This window comes from Alteromonas sp. R7, from assembly GCF_055755235.1.
The window spans coordinates 51,412-71,040 of record NZ_JBVTQX010000006.1 but is presented as its reverse complement, the minus strand read 5'-3'; the positions used below and the strand labels follow the sequence as shown (position 1 = coordinate 71,040).

The window sequence follows — 19,629 nt, the reverse complement described above, 5'->3', positions numbered from 1 at the left end:
TTTATGTTCCTTGTGTGTTCTTCTCCAGTGTTTCTATTTCTTTCCACAGTTTTTCTGATTGGGCGGTAAGCAATGAATAAGTCTTTATGTCACCGTTTCTTTGCGCGTGCATGGCTTTTTCAAGAAGGGCGTCATACTGCTTTCGCATTTTTTTGGTTGGATTGCTTTTAAAAAGTCCAAACATAGTGAAAGTCCTAAAAAGAGAGATAGCGAGAAAACGTTTGAACAGGAACTTTCGATCACCCATTTTCGTGAACAAACTTTCATAAACATTCATGGGAGAATACTTGAGTGAATAGCAGGCCACTTGGCTAAGTTGAGCTAAGTATGGCCTGCACTTTGGTTACATTAGAACTGGTAAGTGACGTAGGCACTAATACTTCTGCCCGGCTCTGAGTAGCGCTGGTACCCATTACCGCTCACGCCGCCAAAGAAACCACCAGTACCGTCTCTTACGCTATTAAGTACTTCCCAGCGGTAATACTCTTTGTCTGTAAGGTTGTAGATCGCCGTGGTAAAGCGCAGGTTTTCAGTAATGTCGTAGTAGGCGAGCAGGTCGAAAACAGCATAGCCTGCAGGCGTATGCGATGGACCTGCGCCGTTGTTCAACGAGGTGTAGCTAAGTTGAGTACTTTCTTCTACCCCTTTACTCAAAATCGCGACAAGTTCTGCGCCCCAATCACCTTCATCAGATACGTAGCCTAGTCCAACTGTTGCGGTATCTGGCGATACGGTTTCTAAGTCGTCCCCCGCATTGTTAAAAGCAGACGCGGTGTCGTAGGTACCGTCCAATGCTGTATAAGCAAAACGACCCGCAATGTTATCTGTAAAATTGTAATTAGCCGTAACTTCAAAACCGTCAACAGTCAGTTCGCCCGTATTTTGTGGCTGCGTGAATACATCATCAGTATTGACTACGGTTTCACAACCGAAGCGACCGCACTGCACGGTAGTTACTTCAGTGCCATAAGGCGTTGAATAAGTCTCGTCTTGAATCATGTTAGTGTATTCAGTTCTAAACACCGACACGCTGACATTTCCGTTCTCGAAATCACCAATATAGGTGAGTTCAAAGTTAGTCGATTCTTGAGCATCGAGTTCACTGTTGGCAATACGATCAAGGTCAATAAACGTGTTACCAGTTATGATATCGGTGACTTCATCGCCTGAGTTTGTACCAAAATACAAGCTTTGGAGCGTAGGCGCTTGGTAGCCCTGAGCAATTCGAGCATTTATAGAGTGGCCTTTTACGAATTCGTAGGTAGCACCAATCTCTCCTACCACCGCACTAAATTCGCTGTCTGTGATACTTAATCCAGTGGGATCTGAAAATGTGCTGTCTACAGTAGGCGTATATTCCGTAGAATCGTAGCGAAGTCCAAGGTTTACGCTTAATTGCTCGCTCAGTTCAACCGTGTCAGCTAGGTAGGCTGTAATTAACGTTTTTTCGGTTTCTGGAACAAAGCTTTGGTCGCGAATAGGGTAGCCGTCTAATATAGGCGAGTCCGCGGTTTGTCCAGCGAACCTGCGGTCGAACATCACCGCTTCTGCGTCCACCTGTTGATAACTAAAGCCATAAATAATCTCATGGTTAAATTCTCCGGTGATTGATTTGGCTAAATCAACATTGAAACTCAATGAGTCCTGGCTGAAATTGCGGTCCTCGGTACGCAATATAGCGTCGCCGTCTGCACTGCCGTAAAGAAAGCTGGTTACACCCGATGAAAACAGCTCTTGATAGTTCAATGTCACATCTATGCTGTCAGCAAACGCTAGGCCCAAGTTTTCGTTGTTAAAGAAAAGCCCAATTCGCTCGCGGTTATTTTCATCCGCTGAGGTGAAGTCAAAATAAGAATCACTTTGGCGAGAAAGAGGTACGCCGTTCGTTTCTCTGTCTGTCTTTTCGTAAACAAAGCCTAGTTGCTGGTGCTCAGAAAAGTTATAAGCAAGTTTAAGTAAAACTGCATCGACTTGATTATCCATCGGGTCAGCCTGACCACGTGCTGAGCCAGAGATATTCTCACCATGGCTGTGGGCTTCTGTTTCACTACTGTCGCGCATTGTGTATTGCAATAGCGAGTCGAAGTTACCCGTTCTGTTAGCGACGGTGCCGTGTACTAGCCATTCGTCAGAGCGTGCATCAAAACCGGTTTTCAATTTAACGCCTATGGCATCACCTGTGGCAGGTAAAAAGTCGCTCGCTTCATTGGTCACGTAGGTAACTGAGCCAGCAAGGGAGCCTGGTCCTTGCGCGACAGCGCTTGGGCCTTTAGTGATGTTGACGGCTTTTACGTGTTCCAATTCAATTTCTCCGCGGCTCGATCCATACATTCCATAAGCGGCAAATGAGCTTGGGTTTAGCGTTTCGCCTTGACCGACGCCATCTACAGTTACTGCTACAGCGTCTCCTTCCAAGCCGCGAATGTTGAAGCCATCGTTACCGAAACGGTTACCCGTATCATTAGTTTGTACCCCTGGGATATAGCGAGCGGTATCTTCAATATTTGTAATTGAGCGCTTTGACAGAGTTTGTGCATCCAGCACGGTTTCGACAGTCGTTGTCAGGGTTTCTTCACTTTTGGCCTTTGTAACTGCCAATTCTGATTGTTGAGCTAGGGCAGGAAGTGTTAGCGCACAGCCAAGCGAAATAGCTACCGTTGAGCGTTTAAATTTCATTGTTCTTTTCCAATTTTTAATAAAAGTGCAAATAATTAGTATTTCGTATCAACGCTAAGCCTCCTGTTTGCGTCGGTTGATATCATTTTTATTTTTCTTAAATCGCGCCTGTCAAAGCGATTTCTTGACACTTCGTGCGTCAAAAATCGATCGTAATACTATTGATAACAATTATCATTTGCAATAGTATGATTTCACTTTTACACAACTAGAAAATAAAAAACCATGAAAAAACACACGCTCATCAGTTTACCCTTGCTTATTGCAAGCTGCTTCAGTGGCGCTGCTCTAGCCCACGTGGCTTACCTAAAACCGCTTCAGTTTGAACCGGTTAGAGGCGGTAAAGTCACGCTGGATGCATCTTTTGCAGAACAATTTTTTGTACCAGAAGCGGCAATTACGAATGCATCGTTTGAAGTGGTTACCCCTAGCGGCAAGCTAGTGAGTGTGGAGAAGGTTGTCGATCTTTCAACCCGCAATGTTCTAGAGCACACTTTAGAGGAAGAAGGGACTTACCAGTTTTCAACCGGAAAACGCATGGGGGCAATTTTTCGCGTGTATGAAAAGGACGGTGAGCGAGGCTCTATGCGAGGTAATGAAAAGCCTCTACCTGAAGGTGCGATACTAAAAGAGCACTTTCAATCAGTTACGTTTGCAACAACGTACGTAACGAAGAAAGGGCCAAGTGAACAGGCGTTAGCGCCAAGAAACGACGGCTTAGAGATCGTGGCAATTAATCACCCTAACAGTTTGTTTGCCAACGAGAGTTTTAATTTCAAAGTTCTGTTTAACGGTAAGCCTGTAACCGATCATGAAGTCTCGGTGTACCAAGGAAAAGATCAGTTCGCCGAAGAATCTGATGTAGAAAAATTAACGACAAATGCCAAAGGGCAAGCGTCATTTACTCCTTCAGCACAAGATGTCTTTTTGATGCAAGTAAGACTGCGTACCGATGCGCCTGAGGGTGCAGACGTGCCTACCTATAGTTACACCACCACACTTTCGTTCGAAGCCTACTAATTAACAAGGGTACAAGGAGATAATTATGTTTAAAACAGTAAGTTTAGCCGTTGTATCTGCGCTTTGTATTAGCGCTTCGGCAGTAGCTGCACCACATAGCGCCAGCGGCATTATATTGACCTATGACTTAAACAAAGACGAGTCACTTCCATTAGAAGAGTTCGTTGATGCCAGACGTGCTCGCTTCAATGCTTCTGATTCCAATAAAGACGGTGTGCTTGATGAAAGCGAATACGTTTATGAGTGGGAAGGCAAAGTAGAGAAACGGTTAGCTGAAGACAGAAAAGCATCGGTAAAACAAACTCACATACGTTTCCATGCTGTTGACAGCAACGATGACGAGTTCATTACTATTGATGAAGTCAATGCGGTGGGTGAGCGAAGTTTCTCACGTATGGACAGTGATAATGATGGTATAGTTGCACTGGGCGACCCTGAACCAGCGCCCCGTCGCTCGGCGTCACAGGAAAAAGATGACAAACCTGAGCTAGTACAGCGCCCTATGTTGCGCATGCCGACCAGCCACAATATTGAAGGCTTTGTCACCTTATACGACCAAAACGGTGACGAAAAGGTAACAAAAGAAGAGTTTCACGCCGTTCGCAAAGCGCAATTCCAGCGTACAGACGAAAACAGTGACGACAAGCTTACAGAGCAAGAATACGTGCTTGAGTTTGAAGACAGGCTGGATGCACAGATCGAGAAGACCCATGAAGGGCAAATTAAACAAACTTACGTTCGCTTTGAAGTTCTTGATACAGACGAGAATGGCAAAATGACATTTTCAGAGTACATGGTGTCTGGGTTTAATGCCTTTCATCGCTACGACACTAATGGTGATGGCTACTTAACGTTAGCTGATCCAGCGCCTGCGCCACGTCAGCAGGAGCAAAGTGACACCACCACTGCACAAGTCAGCGAATAATGGTTGGGCGTTTCCTTTTATATCTGGCGGTATTTACCGCCAGCTATGCTGTTAAGGCCGAGTTGTATGTGTTTCCTGCACCATCACCAGAAGCAACCTCCCACACGCTTAACACAGAAATAACCCTGTACGAAGAGCAGACATTTAGCGCCATTGAGCAAAAGAATATTGATCTACTGATTAAAGACACCTATCAAACGTTAGACAAATCAAACACAACGAGTGCGCTTAGCGAAATTAATCGACGTTTCGAAGGTACACTTCCGGTGTGGCTGTACAGTGCCATTAAGCGGTGCGAGGATTGGTTTAACCGCACTGAAGGTAACATAAGCTGCCGTAACGGTGAGCTGTACAACTATTGGGAAGAATATATTCAGGGTAAGCATGACCTTTCACGTCGCGAAGTGAGACGTCTTGCTCGTGTGGCGCGCATTGCTGATGTCAATTTTAATGACGATAACAGCGTGGCATTTGCGTCACCTATCCAGTGGGATTTATCCGAGTTCACAGCTTCTCTCGCCGTAGATCGTATTGCTCACTACCTGATATCACTTAATATTCGCTCTTACCACATTAGCGCGCAAGGGCTAGAAACCCACGCGTCGAACCAAGGTTTTAGTTGGCAGGGGAGCGTGGCGCAAGAGGCTGTAACCCAAACTGGCCGTGCAACGGACGCAGTTAGTAATCCAAGTACCATTGCATTCATCAGGCCGTGGCAACGCCCAGTACTTTCTACTTCAAAGCTGGCGTCTTTAGAAAAGGGCGTGTTAAGCCACAGTGACGGTTGGCCTAGCGCCAAGTTTCAATCCATATCAGTGGCGGACAACGCATTTGAAGCCATGTTGTTAGCACACTTTTCGGCAACCAAAACAGCGCAGCAAGCCATGGAGTTAGTTAACGCGAACCCATCACTAGCGCTGAAGTTAGTTGATGAAAATGGCAGGGTGTTTACCAGTAACACCTATACGGCTCGCACGTCGGGTAAAAACAAGGCTGAAAAAAATGGCCACGCCATCTCAATTGATATCACCTTACCGCTATTTGACATTGCAGATTATCGCGGTCCTTACGTAAGCGTGTGGATAAGCGACGAAAAGAACCGGCTAGTAAAAAGCTTGGCGCTTCGCGGCACCAGCGAAAGATGGCTAGGCGAGCTGCGCACATGGTGGCGAAGAGTGGGTCGGAAAAATGAAGGTCTAGTCGATGGGTTTGCCGGGGCTACAAAGAAAAACGCGCCCTTGCACATAGAGTGGGATGGATTGGATGATTTTGGACAAAGCGCAAACTCGTCGTCGTTAATACTTCACATTGAAGTGGCCAGAGAACACGGCGGTCGAAGCTATGAGAAAATTCCATTTACCTTTGATAGCCTGACTTCACCAATAACCGTAACGGGCACGGATGAAATCGCGTCTATTACACTTTCACTAATGAATTAGTCGTCAATCTTAAAATTGCAGTAACGTAACGAGCACTACCAAAGGCAGCTATCGCAAATCGCTATCTGAAGTTTTCATAGTCCTCATTATTAGGGCTGAGCGTTTTACCCTTTAAACGTGATACTGGCGTTTGCGGTTAGCCTGCCTTCTTTCACATCAACAGAATCCGAAATATCGTTAGGTAAACAGCCGCTGTGCAGCAAGTTGGCTGGATACAACACGGCGCGATTAAACATAGGCTCAATACGGGCGATTTGGGTGAACATGGCGGTATCACCGTTTATGTACGCTTTAGGTGGTAACCCTACGCTGGTGGCTTGACGTTTTAAGGTTTTAAAATAGCCTTCGTATTGCGCTGCATTAACCCGCTCTAACCCCGTTTCAATATGTCGATAGAATGCAGTACCGCCCAAAGGCGCGCTAAACAGATAGTGCAGCAATGCCCATTCATTATCCTTTTGCGTATCGATGTGCGGAATACATTGAATGGGCGATAAACTTTTCGGCGCTTGATTGGCTATGGAAAGTTGCACTAGGGGTATTTGAAGCGGCTTTTCCACGCCAAAATCTTGTAGCCCATTATGCGAAGCAAGTTGGCTAAACAACAACGGAAGCGAGGTATGTAGGTGTTTGACATACTCCTGGGGCGGGTGACTTCTCACCCCCGGATAAAAGTCGCCATCTTGTTTTGTAAATGGGTGGTGTTGAGCAATTGTTTCTACCAAACTCAGCGGGTCTGGTATGAAACCATCGATAACAACAATCGGTGTGGCTTGCTCACCAACCTTAATCAATTCGTAGTTTGAAACCATGCGTCTGCGTTTTTATTCGCCTTGTTCTTTTTGTCGATAAGGGCATAGATTTGTGCGTTTGACGCTATGAGCGTGTAAATGCTTTGCAGCATGTGTTGTGCATGCAAATCAGCAATCGCGTCAGCACTAAGCGCCGCTAGCTTATCTTCATCAATGGTATATAACCCTGTTATAGACGTTTTGCTTTCGTTTTCAAAGGTAATATCTAGGGTGAATGGTGTGATAAGGTTGTGCTGTTGCAGCGCGGCAATAAAACGTTGATTTTGCGTTTCACCGTCAAGAAGCTGAGCAAGGATCTGCTGCTTTTCTAACAGGTAGTTACTGGGCTCTCCCGTGTTATCAAAAAGCGGTGTGCCTTTTTCTTCGCTTACTGAAGCGTTATCCATATCAATGCACAGCACCCGGTTGCTGCTGTCAGCGCTTTGCGCTTCCGTTCCTACATAAAAAGGCAGGCGTTCAAACTGTGCGGGAATATAAACCGCATCCCATTCACCTTGTTGCCAAAATAGGTTTTCTTTTTCTTCAAAACCTAATAAGGCAGATAAGCCAAATTGTCCTGAGTCGTCAAACTTGGTGATCACCACGGGATAATGCACCACTAGCTTGTTTAGCTCAGAGACCACCACAGGAACAAGGTGCTGATTGGCACTGAGTGACAGTGCATCGTCGGTTACTTTCAAATCTGCATGTTGTTTATTATTAATGGCAACCATGTGAGTCATACGTAGGCCCTGCTTATTGATTTACGTTAAACGGCCTGCAGGCCGAATTGGTGAATTTTATTAATAAGTTCGCGATGTTTAGGCAGTTTCTCCACCGCCATGCCGCGAGCTTTTCTGTTCTGCATCAACTGTTGCTTAGCAAAGTCGGCGTTCACCCATTGCTGATGTGCGCCTAAATCTGAGGTAAACCCCATACCGTACAGGACATACTGATAGCTTGCCGCGGGGAATACCTCGTTGTTGCTGGTAAAGTCTTTGTCACTAGGTGGGTGGTATTGCCACAGTGCGAGTAATTCTTTTAATGAATCCGGAATAGTATGACTATCGCGATTGTCCCGCCAAAATGCGCTGTCTTCTCGCTTACTCAACATGTAATGCAGCTTTAAGAAGTCGATAATTCGCTGCCAACGGTAAGAAAAGGTGTCATTAAAGCGCTTCGCCACAATATCCATTACGGCTCGATTTGCTGGCAACTGTTCGGCGATCATTGAGGCAGACAGCTCCACCAGTACAAGCGCTGAGGCTTCTAACGGCTCTAGAAAGCCCGCCGCTAGCCCAACAGCCACGCAGTTATTTTGCCAAAAGCGCTGCCTGTGTCCGCTTTGAATAGTAATGTCTTTTACTTTTATCCCATCTATGCCGTTTAACGTGCTGGTTTGGCGAACGTATGTGTCTAAGCGAGCATAGGCGTCATCTTTACTCTGATGCCTACTGGAATAGACGTGGCCTACACCTCGGCGTGACTGCAAACCGATATCCCAAATCCAACCGGCGTCTTGTGCGGTGGAGATAGTGTGGGATGCAATAGGACTTTGCGGGGTGTCATAAGGCACGTGTACTGCTAATGCTCGGTCGATAAAAAGTACATCGTCACAGGGAATAAACGGCACCTTGTAGTGTTCGCCGAGCAGCATAGATTTGAAGCCGGTACAGTCAACAAAGAGGTCGCCTTCTACTGTTACCCCTTGCTCGGTATGAAGGGCTTTGATATCGCCGTTATTGCTGCTTTCGACGCGGTTAACGTCGGCCAGCACATGGTGTACACCTAGTTTTTCAGTGCAGTATTTGGTTAAAAAGGCGGTAAATTTTCCTGCATCTAGGTGATAAGCATAGTTAGCGGTGCCTGCAAACTCTGCGTGGCGTATGCTTTTAGGTGCACAACCTGCTTCGCATATCGCTTCCTGAACACATACTGCATGGGAAAAAGACTCGTTTAATTCTGGTGCTACAGTCTGCCAGTAAGGACCTAAATTTGTTTGCGAAAACCCTTGGGGCAGCATGAGAGGGTGGTAGTAAAAATCGTGCTCTTCACCAGTGGTCCACTTAGCAAACTTTGCTCCTTGCTTGAATGTGGCGTCGCATTCTTTGATGAAAGTGGTTTCGCTAATACCCAATGCAATTAGTGTTGAGCGCATGGTTGGCCAAGTGCCTTCTCCCACGCCAATAATAGGCACATTGGGGCTTTCTATTAAGGTTACTTTAATGTTTTTGCGGGTAGCGCATTGATGTTGCGCTGCAATACGACCAGCCGTTAGCCACCCTGCGCTACCGCCACCAACTACTACAATGTGCGTTATGGGAGTTGCTGTTGTCATACTGATTTCCTGAATAAAAACTGTGGCTACCAAATGGTAGCCACGAATGTGGGACCAACAAATGCCGGCCCCAATTACGCGAAACTAAAAGTTTCCGCGCACACCGAAGGCCCAACGTCTGCCGCTGTCTTCAACCAACAGCAAGTGATTAGAGAAGCGACCGCGTTTATGTACAAACTCTTCTGTAAGGTTAATACCTTCAAAGAAGATTTCTACATTGTCTGTCACGCTGTAGCTACCGCTAATGTCGAGCTGTTGATAAGACTCAACAATGGTTGGGCCGTCACCCTGCCCTTGTGTTAACGACTGAACAAACTCATCACGCCAGTTATAGGCAAGACGAATTTGATAATCGTCAGTTTCATAAAATGCCACCAAGTTGTAAGAATCACTTAACCCGGTTAGTGCAAATACCTGATTAATATCGAATGGATCGAGTTCGGCGTCACTGTCAACGATAGTTCCGTTGGCAAGCACCCCAAAGCCATTATCGAAAGTGTGCTGAAGCGCAAGCTCGAAGCCGTCTACCGTCGCGTCTTCACCGTTATTTGGCAGAGTATTGGTAAACACAGCTACGTCGTCACCCGCATCTGGCGCGCTAGCGTTAGTGCCTGTAGAAGGGTCGGTTAGCAGGCTGCCGTCAGCAAGCTCAAAGGTTTTGTCTTCTTGACTATTAACAATAAAGTTCGATACCAGCTTTCTGAAGTAACCAATCGATGCATAGCTTGCTTCGTCATAGTAATACTCTAGTGACAAGTCCAAGTTATCCGATTTGAATGGCTCTAACGCAGGGTTACCACTGGTAGATGTTAAGTCACCACCTTGGCGGGTGGTTGTAATTACCGTTACCGGCGACATGCTGTTAAGCGTAGGGCGAGTAATAGTTGAACTCGCCGCAAAGCGCGCAATTAAGTCGTCGGTAATTTCCAAACGTACGCTGAAGTTTGGCAATAGCACGTCGTAATCAGACTCAGTAGCAATACTTTGCGCATCACCAAAACCAGCCAGCATTTCGGTTTGATCCAGAATCGTTAAGCCCGTTATTGGCGCTTGCGTTCCGTTAACCGTCACATCCGTCATTTCATAACGCACACCAGCGGTTGCGCTTAAGAACATGTCTGCAACTTCGCCTTCAAAGTCGAATTCCATATAGGTAGAGATAATATCTTCTTCAACTTCAAAGCTGTTGTTACGGCGCACCGCATCAAAACTAATCGAATCACCATTTACGCTCTGATAGTAAGATTCTAAAAACGCAAAGTTGGCTTCGCCATCATGGGCAAGCCAAGAGGTGGGCATGCGACCGCTACCACTTACGTCAGAAAGAAAATCGCTGCCTGCGTCAAAAACGTATTGGCTGCCTGCTGGGATCTCAGGCAAGTCTGGGTAACCACAGTAAGTACAGTGAATACCTACACCTTCATTGTCCCAACGGGTAAGTGATTTGGTTTCGGTGCTGTACTGTGCGCCAAAGCGAATTTCTGTTAGGCCGCTGCCATCTGTTACGTATTCGCCGTCAAAGCGCAGCTGGCTCACTTCATCTTCTACCGCCCAGCCTCGACGCAGCATTACGTGAGCTCGGCTGTTAGCTTCATCAAGATGATTGCTCACACCATCAGGTGTCAGTGCAGGGTTGTATATAGGGAATCCGTCAGGACCAGTAACAATCGCGCCATCTAGTTCTTGTTGTCCGCTATAAATATTGTCATTAGGCGAAGCAAACATGCTGGCAACAGGTAAAATATTGTCATCTACCTGGAATCGTACACGGTTGGCATAACCAATAAGTGAAAGCTGATCGCCGCCACCATTATTGGCTTCGCGTTCGGCTTCTGAATGACTTAAATCAAACGATAAATTCAGATTATCAGAGTACTGGTAATCAAAGTTAAGGCCTATGGCATAGGTATCAGTTAAACGGTCGAACGTTTTGGCGTGCATATCTGTCGCCAAACCTACCTCTTGGTATAAATCGACAATAGTACCGTTTGCATCAACCGTTGGGCTGCGGCGATTGCCGTTTTCATCAAACAGGCTGCCGTCATCACCTACACCCTGAATGTTAGGTGCGGTAAACCAGTGGCCGTACGACGTTGCTTCAGACTCTACGTCAAAATCTGAATACAGTGCGTCAGCAGTTACAACCAGTTTGTCGTTAGGTGCATATTGGAATACAAGATTAGCGTTTGTTCGGGTACGCTCTTCAAAGGTCACTTTGTGATCGTAGTTTCGCGGTGAAAATACATTGCCTGTCCAAGCGTCGCCTGACTGCGTAACAGGGTTTGGCACGCCAACGTTCTCTAGCCAACCGTCCATCTGAGCCTGGTTTAAGCGAGTCTCACGCTCTTGGTGTGAAACGGCAAGTAATACACCGAAGGTGTCGTCATTGAACGTGTTGCTAATAAGGCCAGAAAATTGCGGCGTAGTTTCTTCGCTATTTTCGTCGTACACGCCTTTTACCGAGCCCGCCATTTTAAAACCGTTTAATGCGAACGGGCGCGCGGTATTAATATTAATGGTAGAGCCTACACCACCAGACTGCATTGTGGCCGTTGACGTTTTATGCACATCAAGGCTGCTTACTAACTCTGAAGCAATCGTGTCGAAACTGAACGCACGCGAATCGTTTTCAGACGCCATTTGACGGCCATTTACCAACACGGTGTTAAACTGTGGTCCAAAACCACGTACGGTAATTAGCTGGCCTTCACCGCCTGAACGGTCGATAGATACGCCGGTAATACGCTGTAGTGATTCAGCTAAGTTGGTATCGGGAAAATCACCGATGTCTTCTGCGCTAATGGCGTCGACTACGCCAGCAGAGCTGCGTTTAACATCCATCGATTTTGCAACCGATGAGCGGATACCACTTACCTCAATCACTTCTACGTCTTTATTGGGTTGCGCGTCTTGGGCAAATGCACTATTCGCAGAAATAGCTGACGCTAAAACTGCTGCCACTGAGCATGCAAGCTTGGTTTTCCTATACATGATGGTGTGTGTCCTAATCGTTAATTTTAATGAGCCTTATGGTGTGCACCCCACTTGGCTTTCTCTCACAGCATTTCGCTGTTAATTCATCAAGACGACACGCTTTGTAAAATCCCCCAAATTTATTTAACAATTTTTTAAATTAATTGAATCGTCTTATTTAAAAGGCGTGATTTCTTCGACATCGATTAGCGTATTTCACCTTTACGTGTGTTTAAAAAATGCACAATTATTGATGTATTCACAGAATAAATGCTTCTTCATCTACTTCATTTATCGCCTGTATGCCATTTCTATATAAATATTAGTTATGAGTCGTAAGTAAATGATACTAGTGATGTATGCCCATATAGCGTAGCTTTGCCGCAGTTTCGCTTGAAAAATAAGCGGAATAAGGGGTGCTATTCGAAGCAAAATAAATACAGAAATTGCCTGTTCTGTTTTTGATTTCGCTAGAGAATGCTAGGCATAAGTGAATAAAATGGCTTAGTACTGTTTAAAGGGTGTCATTCTCGGATAGCCGGAATGTGAGGAGAAGCGTGTGAAAATCATAATATTAAATGAGTCAAAAGCGCCAGATCCGCTAAATAATGTGGAGAAGCGATGTGCGGCTACACCTAGTAGTGCACAGCGTCTGGTGAAAAAAGGGGCGACCTTACTGCTAGAAGCGGGGGCGGGCGTACACTCAGGGTATTCAGATAAAGAATACAAAGATGTAGGCGTAACTGTCATCGATGATGTGAATGATGCATTATCAACAGCAGATATGCTGGTGGCAGTAAACAAACCCACCGATGCACAGCTAGCGTTGATGAAAAAAGGGGCCATTGTGGTAGGCCATCTCGACCCTTTCTTTCAGCAATCGCTTGTTGAGTCTATTGCAGAAAAGGGGCTAACCGCTATTTCTGTAGAGATGATCCCTCGTTCTTCTCGTGCACAAAAAATGGACGCATTGAGCTCGCAAGCGAGTCTTGCGGGTTACGTAATGGTGATGCAGGCGGCGAATCAGTTGCCATCAATATTACCTATGATGATGACACCGTCAGGAACAATAAAACCAGCAAAGGTATTTATTATTGGAGCTGGCGTAGCGGGTCTTCAAGCCATAGCAACCGCGAAACGCTTAGGCGCAAACGTACTTGCTTATGACACCCGCCCTGTGGTGGCTGAGCAAGTAGAATCCCTAGGTGGCAAATTCCTTAAGATCGACATTGGGGAAACAGGCCAAACGAAGGACGGTTATGCAAAAGAACTGACCGATGAACAAAAAGCGAAGCAGCAAGAAGCGCAACGCGACGCGATTGCCGACTCTGACATTGTTATTACGACCGCACAGTTATTTGGTCGCAAACCACCAGTGCTTATCTCAAAAGATACATTAGCACTCATGAAACCGGGCAGTGTGGTTGTAGATATGGCCGCAACATCAGGTGGTAATGTTGAAGGTTCGGTTGCTGGCGAAACCGTTGAAGTTAACGGTGTAAAGGTAATTGGTAATGGTTATTGGAGCCAGTATGTGGCTAAAGCCGCCACCGACATGTACGCCAATAACATCTACAACCTTGTGGATGAGTTCTTTGACGATGAAACCAAAACCTTTGGGCTGAATTTAGAAGACGACATTCTGGCCGGCTGTGTTATTACCCACGACGGTAACATCACCAACGACATGCTTAACAACGCATACAAAGGAGCCTAATCATGGAAATCATTTACCTACTTTTCATCGTGCTACTGGCTGCTTTCTTGGGTTTTGAGTTAATTCGAAAAGTCCCAGCGACCTTACATACACCCTTAATGTCAGGCTCTAACGCGATATCGGGTATTACGTTAGTGGGAGCATTGGTAGCCTCGGGTAGCGACAACAATTTGCTAACGACCATTCTTGGTACCGCAGCGGTGGCCCTGGCCAGCATCAACGTGGTGGGTGGTTATCTCGTTACTGATCGCATGCTTGGCATGTTCAAGAAAAAAGATAAATAAGGAGTACGCAAGTGAGTGATATCGTAACCGTAATAAACCTTGCGTACGTAGTAGCTGCGGCACTATTTATACTAGGACTTAAGTTACTTAGCCATCCAGATACCGCGAAAAAAGGTAACTTTATTTCTGCCATTGGTATGCTGGTTGCTGTCGTCGTCACCCTGCTTGACCAGCAGATCATTAGCTATCATTACATCCTGCTAGGTTTTGTTATTGGTGGCGCCTTTGGTGCGTGGAAAGCCAAGACCGTTGAAATGACGGCAATGCCAGAAATGGTGTCGTTATTTAATGGCTTTGGTGGCGCAGCGTCATTGCTTCTGGGTTGGGCAACATTAGCCGGAATGAGCCTAATTACTCTTAAAACTGAAAGTGCGTTTACTTTTATTACCCTGTTTTTCACAATTTTAGTTGGGGGCATTACGTTCTCTGGCTCGGTGGTAGCCTGGGGTAAGTTGTCAGGAAAAATGAGCTCTAAAGCCGTTATTTTCACAGGGCTTCGCGAGCTAAGCATCTTGCATCTAATTGGCATGGTGGTGATTGGTTATTTCTTTACTACCGACCCAAGCAATCCACTTTGGATTTACTGTGCTATTGCGTTGTCACTAAGCTTCGGCTTGTGGGCTACCATTTCAATTGGTGGTGCAGATATGCCGGTGGTTATTGCGCTTTTAAATAGCTACTCAGGTGTAGCAGCGTCGGCGGCAGGTCTTGCTACAGGTAACACAATATTAATTGTTACCGGTTTACTAGTAGGCGCGTCAGGCTTAATTCTTACCAATATTATGTGTAAGGCCATGAACCGTTCATTGATGAATGTGTTGTTGTCTGGCTTTGCCAAGCCAGTCGAGGCCGGCGAAAAAATAGAAGGCGAGATTAAAGTACTGTCGGCGCAAGATGCATTTTATGTATTAGAAGCAGCGCAAGCAGTACTGGTGGTGCCTGGTTATGGTATGGCGGTTGCGCAAGCGCAGCATGCGGTACGTGAACTTCAGTCGTTGCTAGAGGAAAATGGCTGTACGGTTGATTACGCCATTCACGCTGTAGCGGGGCGTATGCCGGGCCACATGAACGTGTTATTGGCAGAAGCTGACGTGCCTTATGACCAACTATACGAGATGGATGACGTTAACCCTCGTATGGAAAACTATGACGTGGTTATTGTTATCGGTGCAAACGATGTAGTTAACCCAGCAGCCAAAGAGATGAAAGGCAGCCCTATTTACGGAATGCCAGTTATCGAAGCACATCGTGCGAAAACGGTCTTTGTACTTAAGCGTTCTGCGAATGCCGGTTTTGCCGGTGTAGACAACCCGCTGTTTTTCAAAGACAACACGCGTATGGTTCTGGGTGACGCTAAAGACACCATTAACAGCATTATTCGCGAGTTCGGAGACGACTAATACAGCGTATCTCTTTGAGACATCTTCTATAAAGGCCTGTTTAAAACACAGGCCTTTTTATTGGGTATTAAACTTAATTATAAAGTACTCAACTATAGTTGTAGTTGATGCTTATCAGCTCTAGTATGTGAATGCTATAGATGTTGAGTTAGCTATTCATATAGTCGCATAGAGATGTACGAGTAAATGTCTACGACCCCTTTTCATATTGAGCCGTTTAGAAATTGTATTTTGGTCACGCTTCGCGGTAAGTGGGATATGTCCACGAACATTCAGTACCTTGCTAAGCTTTCTGATTGCTTGAAAACCCGTAAAGGCAGACCCTTTCACTTATTTGTAGACATGCGTAGTTGGCAAATCCCCAATTCTGATACCTTCAATCAAATAAAAGCGCCCATTAAGTTAGATAGGCGAAGTCAGCTCAGCGAGACATGGCTGGAAGATGAAGCAACAGATGCTGATCACATTGCAGAGAAGTTTTTTAGCGCGCCATCAATTAAACTGGGATTTGAACTTGAACGTACTCAAAGCATCTCAGAGTTTATAACCCATTGTGAAGAAAAAGCAGATAACGTCGTTTTAGATTATGTTCGAACTTGGATAGGCTAAAAAAGCCCGCGTTCGATAAACAAAATTCGTCGCGACAATAGATATTTTATATCGCAACAACTATCGCGTTCAGTCTTACGTTGACTATAATACGCTGCTTATTTTCGCACTTTCTATGCTAGGTATTGGCCTAGCCCACTTACAAATAGGTGAATAAATTGTCAGATTGGAGCATCGAAGAAGCGGAGCGCGTCTATGGCGTGTCTCAATGGGGTGGCGGCTATTTTCAAATTGGTGAAAACGGCAACGTCCATATTACCCCTGTTCCTGAAGATCCTAGCATTCGAATCGACTTTAATTCGGTAATTGAAGATATCCGCAAAGAAGGCGTACAGTTTCCTGTTGTTGTGCGCTTCCACGATATTCTGCGCTCGCAAGTTGCAGGCTTGAACAAAGCATTTAGAAGCTCCATCGAAGAAGCCGAATACCAAGGCCAGTACCAAGGTGTGTATCCGGTAAAAGTAAACCAAATGCGCGAAGTCGTTGAGGAAATTGTCGATGCGGGCAAGCCATTTAACTATGGCTTAGAAGCGGGGTCAAAAGCCGAGCTTCTGACTGTGCTTGCCATGAATACCAACGAAGAGTCTCTGACTATCCTAAATGGTTATAAAGACGACGAAGTTATGCGTCTTGCGCTGTTAGGAAGAAAGCTGGGTCGCCGCGTTGTGGTAGTAGTTGAAAAATACACCGAGCTTCTTCTTCTGGTAAAAATAGCCAAAGAGCTGGATATCGATCCTATCATTGGTGTGCGCTCAAAAATGACGGTGAAAGGTCGTGGTAAGTGGGAAAGCTCTGGTGGTGAACGTGCGAAATTCGGTTTAACCATTACTGAGATCATTAACGCAGCCCGCTACCTTGAAGAGCAAGGCATGGCGCACTGCTTAAAGCTGCTGCATTTCCATATTGGTAGCCAATTAACAGACATTCGTGCGGTTAAAGAAGCGGTAACCGAAGGCGCGCGTATTTACGCAGACCTTCACAAAATGGGCTTCGAGCTAGATTATGTTGATGTAGGTGGCGGCCTTGGTATCGATTACGACGGCAGTAATTCAACTAATGAATCGTCGCGTAACTACAGCATGCAAGAGTATGTTGCTGACGTTGTCTATGGCATGAAGGAAATGTGCGACCTTGAAGGCGTACCGCATCCGCATCTGGTTAGTGAAAGTGGACGTGCAATCACTGCGCATCACAGCTGTGTTATCACGGAAATTGTGGGCGAAATTAAGTCGAATGCGTCGCAAATGGATACATCAGCAAAAGCGGGTGAACACTTCTTCCTTAAGAATATGCGCGAACTTGCAGACACGTTTGATGAACAAACGAACATGCATGAAATTTACAACGATGCGTCGCAGTATAAAGAGCAAGCGCTTGATGCATTTAAATTACGCGTGTTGTCACTTGAAGAGCTGGGCAAAATAGAAACGCTGTACTGGCAAATTATGGGTCGCTTACAGCAGTGGTATCGCAACGAAGAATATGTTCCAGAAGAGCTTCAAGAGCTAGATTACAGTTTGTCGTCTCAGTACCTTTGTAACTTCTCTGTATTCCAGTCAGCTGCTGATACATGGGCCATCGACCAGCTGCTGCCGGTAGTGCCTCTTATTCGTATGAATGAAGAGCCAACGGTCAATTGCTCGCTAGTGGATATTACCTGTGATAGCGACGGTAAAATTGATCAGTTCACTATTGGCCGTGAAATTACTGACGTACTGCCAATGCACCCACTTAAGAAAGATGAGCCGTACTACATTGGTTTGTTCTTAACGGGCGCTTATCAAGACGTTATGGGCGACATGCACAACTTGTTTGGTCGCCTAAATGAAGTACATATTTACAGCTATGACGACGATCCTGAAGACTTTTACATTGAAGAAGTGGTGAAGGGTTCATCGGTAGAAGATGTACTTAACGTTATGCAGTATAACCCGCGCGCAATGGCATCAGACGTAAAACGCATGATAGACAAGCAAGTGTGGGACGGAAAATTGAACCCTCGTGAAGGGGTTCGCTGGACTGATTTTTACGAAAACTGTTTGGCAGGTTATACCTATCTAAAACAGTAGCGTTTAATATCTGAATGAAAGTACCGAAAAGCCGATGCCGATATTACTTATCTGCGTCGGCTTTTTTCAAGTAACGCTTCCAAAACTCGGCTGTCGTTGAATTAATCATATTCGACTCTGCATTCATCAGCATCACATAGCCAACTTTGTGTTCAGGCAAAAACGCCACGTCAGCACGATAGCCTTTTACCCAACCCCCATGATAGTTAAGCTGTAATCCATTTAAGTCGTAAATACGCCAACCCAAACCATAGTGAGCATCGTCAATCATGCCGCGCCAACCTCTGCGGTAGGTTTCGCGCTTCGTTTTCACGCGCTCTGTAGTGACATAGTCCACCATTTCATCGGATATGACCGTGGGGAACTCGCCTAGCAGCGCTTGCAGATAAATCGTCATATCTGAAATGCTAGCGTTAACGCCAGCAGCTGGAGAGAACCGATAGTAGTTGCTTTCTACCTTTCCCTCGCGCCATTTATTTCTGGCGATAGCAATATGAGGTTGAGCCCATGATTCTGATGCAAACAATCCGCCTTTTCCAACACTGGCTGTTTTCATGCCTAGTGGTGCAAACAGATTGGCCTGAAGCTGTCGTGAGTAAGAGGTATTATTGTTACTGAAGTAGTATTCCAGCGCACCAAAGAGTGCATTTTGATAGGTATAGCATTCACCCGGCGCACACAGTGGTTCAAGCTCGCCCAGGGATTTAAGCACGCGCTCCAGCGAGTAGTCAGCTTCAATAAGGTTGTCGTAAGCGTTGGGCATAAAGCCACTAGATTGGCCAACGATATGTTGCAGTTGCAGCGCATTCATTCCTTTGCCTTTAAAAGGAATGTCGGGTAATAAGGTGGTTATCGGTGTTTCCCAGCTAAGCTGGTTTTTTTCTACAAGTTTAGCTGACAACAACGCAGTAAAGGTTTTTGATACAGAAGCTAGCCTGAATACTGTGTTCTCTGTAACTTTCTCTCCGCCGCGTTTGCGGGTACTTCCATATACGTAAACCCTTGGCGCTTTGCCCTGTTCATAAAACACAAACGCATAACCAGGCACGTTGTATTTTGAGGCTTCCTTTTGAACGTAACTAGCATAGTCATCAAGCCAATCCGCAAAAGCGCTTTGTGTAATGACCATTAGCATCGCTATCAGCCAAATTTTAGACAGGCGCAGCTTGAAGGTGCGCAAAGAGTTCAGCATACAGTCAGCTCGTTAAGCCTGTGGTTTTCTGATACATCCATCAGGCGCTCATTATTATTATCGCATTATTATGCGTTTAGCTGCTCCAATGATCAAATGTCGCTAATTATGCTCACTATCTCTTCAATGATTTGATTTATTCTAGCGGTAAGCGAACCGTTGTAAGAATATGCAAGAAAGGAAGAAAAGTTCGACT

At 45.7% G+C, this 19,629-nt stretch carries 15 protein-coding genes; 8 read left to right on the top strand and 7 right to left on the bottom strand.

What is annotated here, in order from left to right; all coding sequences use genetic code 11:
- Nucleotide 1: 1 nt before the first annotated feature.
- Complete coding sequence (locus AC0J2X_RS11200; RefSeq protein WP_039229326.1) at nt 2-184, bottom strand: DUF6435 family protein; 183 nt, start codon at nt 182-184, stop codon at nt 2-4.
- A 164-nt stretch (nt 185-348) separates the two neighbouring features.
- Nucleotides 349-2,676, bottom strand: coding sequence for a TonB-dependent hemoglobin/transferrin/lactoferrin family receptor (locus AC0J2X_RS11195; RefSeq protein ID WP_014977728.1), 2,328 nt, complete (start codon nt 2,674-2,676; stop codon nt 349-351).
- 225 nt (nt 2,677-2,901) lie between these two features.
- Here AC0J2X_RS11195 and AC0J2X_RS11190 point away from each other — a divergent pair, with 225 nt between their 5' ends.
- From AC0J2X_RS11190 to AC0J2X_RS11180, 3 genes are read left to right on the top strand one after another with little or no spacing between them, the layout of a single operon-like run.
- A complete protein-coding gene (locus AC0J2X_RS11190) occupies nt 2,902-3,696 on the top strand; it encodes a DUF4198 domain-containing protein (RefSeq protein ID WP_014951253.1) in 795 nt (264 codons plus the stop codon).
- A gap of 25 nt (nt 3,697-3,721) precedes the next feature.
- Complete coding sequence (locus AC0J2X_RS11185; protein ID WP_014951252.1) at nt 3,722-4,621, top strand: EF-hand domain-containing protein; 900 nt, start codon at nt 3,722-3,724, stop codon at nt 4,619-4,621.
- A complete protein-coding gene (locus AC0J2X_RS11180; protein ID WP_014951251.1) occupies nt 4,621-6,060 on the top strand; it encodes a DUF2271 domain-containing protein in 1,440 nt (479 codons plus the stop codon). The genes AC0J2X_RS11185 and AC0J2X_RS11180 overlap by 1 nt, the downstream gene beginning before the upstream one ends.
- A 104-nt stretch (nt 6,061-6,164) precedes the next feature.
- Here AC0J2X_RS11180 and AC0J2X_RS11175 read toward each other — a convergent pair whose 3' ends face one another.
- From AC0J2X_RS11175 to AC0J2X_RS11160, 4 genes are all read right to left on the bottom strand, one after another.
- Nucleotides 6,165-6,872 (bottom strand): DUF6445 family protein, encoded by a 708-nt coding sequence (locus tag AC0J2X_RS11175; RefSeq protein ID WP_472996047.1) that lies wholly within the window; start codon nt 6,870-6,872, stop codon nt 6,165-6,167.
- Entirely contained in the window at nt 6,851-7,594 is a 744-nt protein-coding gene (locus AC0J2X_RS11170) for a SapC family protein (RefSeq protein ID WP_014951249.1), read from the bottom strand. Before AC0J2X_RS11170 ends, AC0J2X_RS11175 begins: the two co-directional genes overlap by 22 nt.
- Nucleotides 7,595-7,620: 26 nt before the next feature.
- On the bottom strand, nt 7,621-9,189 hold the full coding sequence (locus AC0J2X_RS11165; protein WP_014951248.1) for a tryptophan halogenase family protein: 1,569 nt from the start codon (nt 9,187-9,189) through the stop codon (nt 7,621-7,623).
- An 84-nt stretch (nt 9,190-9,273) separates the two neighbouring features.
- Nucleotides 9,274-12,180, bottom strand: coding sequence for a TonB-dependent receptor (locus AC0J2X_RS11160; protein WP_014951247.1), 2,907 nt, complete (start codon nt 12,178-12,180; stop codon nt 9,274-9,276).
- A gap of 541 nt (nt 12,181-12,721) precedes the next feature.
- Between AC0J2X_RS11160 and AC0J2X_RS11155 the strand changes: the two genes are divergently transcribed.
- The 5 genes from AC0J2X_RS11155 (at nt 12,722) to speA (ending at nt 18,241) form a co-directional block, all read left to right on the top strand.
- Complete coding sequence (locus AC0J2X_RS11155) at nt 12,722-13,879, top strand: NAD(P) transhydrogenase subunit alpha (protein ID WP_014977727.1); 1,158 nt, start codon at nt 12,722-12,724, stop codon at nt 13,877-13,879.
- Between the two features lie 2 nt (nt 13,880-13,881).
- Complete coding sequence (locus AC0J2X_RS11150; protein WP_014951245.1) at nt 13,882-14,163, top strand: NAD(P) transhydrogenase subunit alpha part 2; 282 nt, start codon at nt 13,882-13,884, stop codon at nt 14,161-14,163.
- 11 nt (nt 14,164-14,174) lie between these two features.
- A complete protein-coding gene (locus AC0J2X_RS11145) occupies nt 14,175-15,563 on the top strand; it encodes an NAD(P)(+) transhydrogenase (Re/Si-specific) subunit beta (RefSeq protein ID WP_014951244.1) in 1,389 nt (462 codons plus the stop codon).
- 186 nt (nt 15,564-15,749) lie between these two features.
- Nucleotides 15,750-16,172, top strand: a complete 423-nt coding sequence (locus AC0J2X_RS11140) for a hypothetical protein (RefSeq protein WP_014951243.1) — start codon at nt 15,750-15,752, stop codon at nt 16,170-16,172.
- Between the two features lie 158 nt (nt 16,173-16,330).
- Nucleotides 16,331-18,241 carry a biosynthetic arginine decarboxylase gene (gene speA, locus AC0J2X_RS11135; RefSeq protein WP_014951242.1) on the top strand — a complete coding sequence of 637 codons (1,911 nt, stop codon included), beginning with the start codon at nt 16,331-16,333 and terminating at the stop codon, nt 18,239-18,241.
- A gap of 43 nt (nt 18,242-18,284) precedes the next feature.
- Here speA and AC0J2X_RS11130 read toward each other — a convergent pair whose 3' ends face one another.
- Nucleotides 18,285-19,433 (bottom strand): serine hydrolase domain-containing protein, encoded by a 1,149-nt coding sequence (locus AC0J2X_RS11130; RefSeq protein ID WP_014951241.1) that lies wholly within the window; start codon nt 19,431-19,433, stop codon nt 18,285-18,287.
- Nucleotides 19,434-19,629: the final 196 nt, after the last annotated feature.

Excerpts from the sequence above, each read along its gene's own strand:
- AC0J2X_RS11165 (WP_014951248.1), bottom strand. The coding sequence starts at position 9,189 with ATGACAACAGCAACTCCCATAACGCACATTGTAGTAGTTGGTGGCGGT.
- AC0J2X_RS11175 (WP_472996047.1), bottom strand. The coding sequence starts at position 6,872 with ATGGTTTCAAACTACGAATTGATTAAGGTTGGTGAGCAAGCCACACCG.
- AC0J2X_RS11160 (WP_014951247.1), bottom strand. The coding sequence starts at position 12,180 with ATGTATAGGAAAACCAAGCTTGCATGCTCAGTGGCAGCAGTTTTAGCG.
- AC0J2X_RS11130 (WP_014951241.1), bottom strand. The coding sequence starts at position 19,433 with ATGCTGAACTCTTTGCGCACCTTCAAGCTGCGCCTGTCTAAAATTTGG.
- AC0J2X_RS11185 (WP_014951252.1), top strand. The coding sequence starts at position 3,722 with ATGTTTAAAACAGTAAGTTTAGCCGTTGTATCTGCGCTTTGTATTAGC.
- AC0J2X_RS11190 (WP_014951253.1), top strand. The coding sequence starts at position 2,902 with ATGAAAAAACACACGCTCATCAGTTTACCCTTGCTTATTGCAAGCTGC.
- AC0J2X_RS11180 (WP_014951251.1), top strand. The coding sequence starts at position 4,621 with ATGGTTGGGCGTTTCCTTTTATATCTGGCGGTATTTACCGCCAGCTAT.
- AC0J2X_RS11140 (WP_014951243.1), top strand. The coding sequence starts at position 15,750 with ATGTCTACGACCCCTTTTCATATTGAGCCGTTTAGAAATTGTATTTTG.
- AC0J2X_RS11170 (WP_014951249.1), bottom strand. The coding sequence starts at position 7,594 with ATGACTCACATGGTTGCCATTAATAATAAACAACATGCAGATTTGAAA.
- AC0J2X_RS11195 (WP_014977728.1), bottom strand. The coding sequence starts at position 2,676 with ATGAAATTTAAACGCTCAACGGTAGCTATTTCGCTTGGCTGTGCGCTA.
- AC0J2X_RS11150 (WP_014951245.1), top strand. The coding sequence starts at position 13,882 with ATGGAAATCATTTACCTACTTTTCATCGTGCTACTGGCTGCTTTCTTG.
- AC0J2X_RS11200 (WP_039229326.1), bottom strand. The coding sequence starts at position 184 with ATGTTTGGACTTTTTAAAAGCAATCCAACCAAAAAAATGCGAAAGCAG.